Consider the following 4,883-nt stretch of genomic DNA (forward strand, 5'->3'; position numbering starts at 1 on the left):
ATCACAGAAAAAGGGCGCGGCTACACCCCCGCCCTCGATAACCCTGGGAAATTTCATGGTCTCGGAGCCTACAAAATCGAAGATGGATCTACGGCAGCTGGCTCAGTCCCAACCTTTTCAGAGATCTTTGGTCGCAATCTAACCGACTTTGCTACAAAAGACCCTAAAATAACTGCCATCACCGCCGCTATGCCCGGTGGTACTAAGTTAGACATCTTCAAAGAAAAGCTCAACGAGCGCTATTTTGATGTGGGTATAGCAGAAGAACATGCCGCGCTATTTGCTTGCGGTCAAGCTTGTGAAGGTTTTAGGCCATTCCTCACGATCTACTCGACATTCATGCAACGAGCCTACGATATGATTATTCATGATATGGCGTTGCAGTCACTCCCAGTGAGACTCTGTATGGATCGTGCCGGACTTTCTGGCGACGACGGCCCTACACACCACGGACTATTCGACATCGGCTACCTACGCGTAGTGCCAGATCTCATCCACATGCAAGCCAAGGACGAAGACGAATTCGTCGACATGCTTTGGACTATGGCCCACTACGATGATGGACCATCAGCCATACGCTACCCACGGGGTGCAGGTATCGGAGCCGAAATCAAAGACAATCCCACCCTTCTCACCATAGGGGAAGCTGAGCTGGTGCAGGACGGCTCAGACGTCTGCCTCATAGGACTTGGTCACCTCTTCGAGTTAGCCGTCGAAGCCAAGGACGCACTCGAAGCTCAAGGTTACTCAGTCTGTCTTATCAACCCACGATGGATCAAGCCGCTTGATGCCAAGCTAATCACAGAGAAAGCTGCGCAGTGTAAAGTGGTGTGCACCTTTGAAGATCACGTCCTACCAAACGGCTTTGGAGCAAGCGTGATGGAGCTCCTTAGTGATGCCGACATTCACACGAAGGTTGAACGCATCGGCTGGCCTGACGCATTCGTTGAGCATGGGAAAGTCGACATCCTCAGGGAGATTCACGGCGTGTCTGCTGAAAGATCTGTAGAGCTCGTGACCAAACACCTCAAATAATTCCAACAAAATAATGTATTCAGTAAAGGCGCAGATTCCTGCGCCTTTTTATTTATAGCGCCTCTCATTAGACTCAATCGCAGCTCATACCGAGGAAAGAGAGTTTTCAAAACGCACCGTATATGTAAAAGAATTTATACCACACGCCTAAAGCGAGTGTTACCAGAAGTAAACTAAACTCATCACGCAAAATATCCTAGGTCTAGCCCACTTTTCAATTGGCATTTTAGAGTGGATTTGTAATCTCATGGCGTGAGTTACCAGGTATTCGCCAGAAAGTATCGCCCAGAAACATTCAATGATGTCTTGGGCCAGGACCATGTCATTCAGACTTTGCGTAATGCAATCGAGCAAAACCGATTAGCACACGCCTATCTCTTTGTAGGTCCTCGTGGCACAGGTAAAACAACCACGGCTAGAATTCTTGCTAAGGCTCTCAACTGCCCCGACGGGCCTAGCGCTGAGTTCGACCCTAATAACACGATTTGCAGGGAAATTGCCAATGGCACTTCGCTCGACGTGATTGAAATTGATGGTGCATCAAACAATGGAGTCGACCACATTCGCGAACTGCGCGAAAACGTCCAATACACTCCGACTCATGGTAAATTTAAAATTTACTATATTGATGAGGTTCACATGCTCTCAACATCGGCATTCAACGCATTGCTCAAAACTCTAGAAGAACCGCCAGCCCACGTTAAGTTTATCTTTGCTACCACTGAACCCAACAAAATTCTCCCAACTATCATCTCACGTTGCCAGCGTTTCGACCTACGCCCAATCCGCACTCAAACAATTGCTGAGCAACTCACCTACATAGCCAACAATGAAAATGTAGCATTAGATTCTGCTGCGGCTTGGGCTATAGCTAAAGGTGCCGATGGAGGGATGCGTGATGCGCAATCAATGCTTGATCAACTAGTTGCGTTCTGTGGAAGTGACATCAAAGAGAAAGACGTACTCAATGTGTTTGGCTTCACATCACGTGAAACTGTCGCAGCGCTCACTCAGAGCATTCTTGAGAGAAACTCATCTGGAGCTCTGGCTATACTCAACGAGCAGGCTAGTGCAGGTAAAGAACTTAGCCAACTTCTCGATGACACCATTAGCTGTCTACGAGCATTACTTGTCACGAAAGTTGACCCAAGTGCAAGTAATGATGGCATCCCACGAAACCTCTGGGACCCTCTCTCACTTGCTAGTAAGTCAGTACCTACTGACCGTTTACTCCACTTAGTTGATATTTTTGCCAACACAGAAGCCCGCATGAAATGGGCTAATAATAAGAAACTACATTTTGAAATTGGTATTATCAAGGCGATTCATTCTCTCAGTGACGCCCGCATTAGTGATGTCATTGCTGCGCTTGCAGGTGCAGGAACTCTTGAGTTAAATCAGATCCAGTCGATTGACTCAGCTCAAACCAAGACACACTCACCAGCAGCAACTAAAGCGGAGATTCCTCTAACTACAGCTGCACCAAATTCAAATACAGAGATTCCTAACGAACTGCCTGAGCCGGTCTTGCCACAATCTGAAGAAATTGTCACACCAATGCCCGAGCCGGTTGCTGAGCAACCAGTCGTCGTTGAAGAGCCAGCCCCCCCTACCCTGGCCCAGCAACCTGACTCGCAGGAACACTTCACTCCTGAGCCGCTAAAAAAACGCACAGCTAACGAAACAATCAGTGGACTAGACGCATTTATTGAGAGTGCCCCAGAGGTCTCTGAGGCGCCACCAATACTTGAGTCTGACGCCGATCTTGCTGCAAAACAGAAGGCGGCACCTAAGAAGGAGGAAGAACCTGAACCTGAACCAGCTAAAATTGATGACGACGAGTTTTACAAAGACCCACTCATTCAAAACGCTCTCAAAATATTTTCGGCCACACTTAAAACGGCCTAACTCAATCAACTAACACGACAGAAATTTATGGACATTAACAAACTCATGAAACAAGCCCAGCAAATGCAAGCTGGCATGCAGAAGGCTCAAGAAGATCTAGCAGGTAAAACCGTAGAAGCATCGGTTGGCGGTGGCAAAGTTACTGTCGTAGCCACAGGCGCTGGTGACGTTCACGACATCAAGATTGACCCTTCAATCATTGATCCAGAAGATGCTGAGTTCCTTCAAGAACTCGTGCTCAAATGCGTCCAAGAGGCGATAACTAAAGGCAAAGACATGGCCAGCGGAGAAATGTCCAAGCTAACTGGCGGACTCAACATCCCGGGGCTAGGATAGTCTCCACTTATCTCACACACCTCAAAAGGCGTTCCTCTCTATGATGAGCGCCTTTTCTTTTATCTCCCAGTATCTGAAAACTCACTGACTGCTGTGCCAGCTTACCTGCTAATGAGCGAAAAAAGCAATTTACTCTGAGCATGAAACAACTTTAAATCACCGATGATGGACCGCGAAGACATTGCAGATATATTAGATGAGATCGCTCTGCTGCTGGAGTTAAAAGGTGAAAATGTGTTTAAAACTCGCGCCTACAAGAATGCTGCTGAGATCGTACGCTCAGTTGATGCCGATATTGTTGCATTGGCCAAGGAGGATAAACTCGATGGCATTGCTGGAATCGGCAAGGCTCTACAGCAAAAAATTCACGAAATCGCTATTACTAATAAGCTGGAGTTCCACCAGAACCTTCGCGCTGAATTTCCACCGACACTTTTTGAACTCTTCGAAATTCAGGGCCTAGGCCCAAAGAAAATTAAAGTACTCTACGACCAACTCAACATCGATTCAGTCTCTTCACTAAAAACTGCCTGTAATAATGGCTCCATCAGTGCGCTCAAAGGATTTGCTAAGAAGACCGTTGAAAAGATTCTTGGTGCCATCGAGCTACGTGAGAAATTCGCATCGCATTTCCGATTAGGTGATGTAGCTGTGATGGCTGAGTTTTTACTCGAGCAAGTGCGCAACCACCCAGCCACGCTTCGTTGCTGCCACGCGGGTTCCTACCGGCGTTCAAAGGAAATCTTGCACGATATCGACATACTCGTGGCCACTAACAAACCAGCAGAACTCACAGCTTACTTCTCTCAGTTAGATGAAGTAGAAGACATAATCGTTTGTGGCGAGACCAAGGTTTCCATTCGATTAGAAAACGGTCTACAGGCTGATCTTCGTGCTGTTACTAATAAAGAGTTCCCCTTCGCTCTTCAGTATTTTAGCGGCAGCAAAGAACACAACGTAGCGATCCGCCAACGAGCATTAAAGAGGGGGTGGTCGCTGAACGAATACGCATTCACAGTCAAAGATGGAGCGGCAAAACCACCAACAGTTGACGATGAGGCTGACATATATAGGGCGCTCGGACTCGACTTCATACCACCAGAGCTCCGAGAAAATCGTGGCGAAATAGAAGCGGCTGAAAATGGAAAAATCCCCCGTCTCATTGAACTCGAAAACCTTCGTGGCACATTCCACAACCACACCACAGCTTCAGACGGTAGAAACTCGCTGGAGGAAATGGCTGCCGCTGCGATTGAACTCGGGCTCGAGTACCTTGGTGTTGCAGATCACTCTAAGTCATCATTCCAAGCCAATGGCCTCTACCCTGACAGGCTGCTACGTCAGGTCGCTGAAATAAAGAAGCTAAACCAACAGTGGAAAGGCTCGTTCCGTTTACTCGCTGGTTCAGAAGTCGATATACTTAAGGATGGTTCGCTCGATTTTGAGGATTCCATTTTAAAACAGTTAGATTACGTTGTCGCCTCTGTACACAACTCCTTCACACTTCCTGAAAAGGAAATGACAGCGCGTATTATACGCGCTATGGAGAACCCTCACGTCAGTATGCTGGGACACCTCACCGGTAGACTTCTTCTGCGCCGCGA

Annotated in this window: 4 protein-coding genes; all 4 read left to right on the plus strand. The window is 47.6% G+C overall.

The genetic code is table 11. The features are described 5' to 3' along the window. Window positions 1-1,035, plus strand: a 1,035-nt coding sequence (locus ABGY95_RS04995; RefSeq protein ID WP_347440598.1) for a transketolase C-terminal domain-containing protein, incomplete at its 5' end; no start/stop codon positions are given. Between the two features lie 252 nt (window positions 1,036-1,287). Beyond that, window positions 1,288-2,943 carry a DNA polymerase III subunit gamma/tau gene (gene dnaX, locus ABGY95_RS05000; RefSeq protein ID WP_347440599.1) on the plus strand — a complete coding sequence of 552 codons (1,656 nt, stop codon included), beginning with the start codon at window positions 1,288-1,290 and terminating at the stop codon, window positions 2,941-2,943. Between the two features lie 27 nt (window positions 2,944-2,970). Then, window positions 2,971-3,279, plus strand: a complete 309-nt coding sequence (locus tag ABGY95_RS05005) for a YbaB/EbfC family nucleoid-associated protein (protein WP_347440600.1) — start codon at window positions 2,971-2,973, stop codon at window positions 3,277-3,279. Window positions 3,280-3,441: 162 nt separating this feature from the next. Beyond that, window positions 3,442-4,883, plus strand: a 1,442-nt coding sequence (gene polX, locus ABGY95_RS05010; RefSeq protein WP_347440601.1) for a DNA polymerase/3'-5' exonuclease PolX, incomplete at its 3' end; no start/stop codon positions are given.

It is taken from the genome of Rubritalea sp., from assembly GCF_039830215.1.
Lineage (GTDB): Bacteria > Verrucomicrobiota > Verrucomicrobiia > Verrucomicrobiales > Akkermansiaceae > Rubritalea.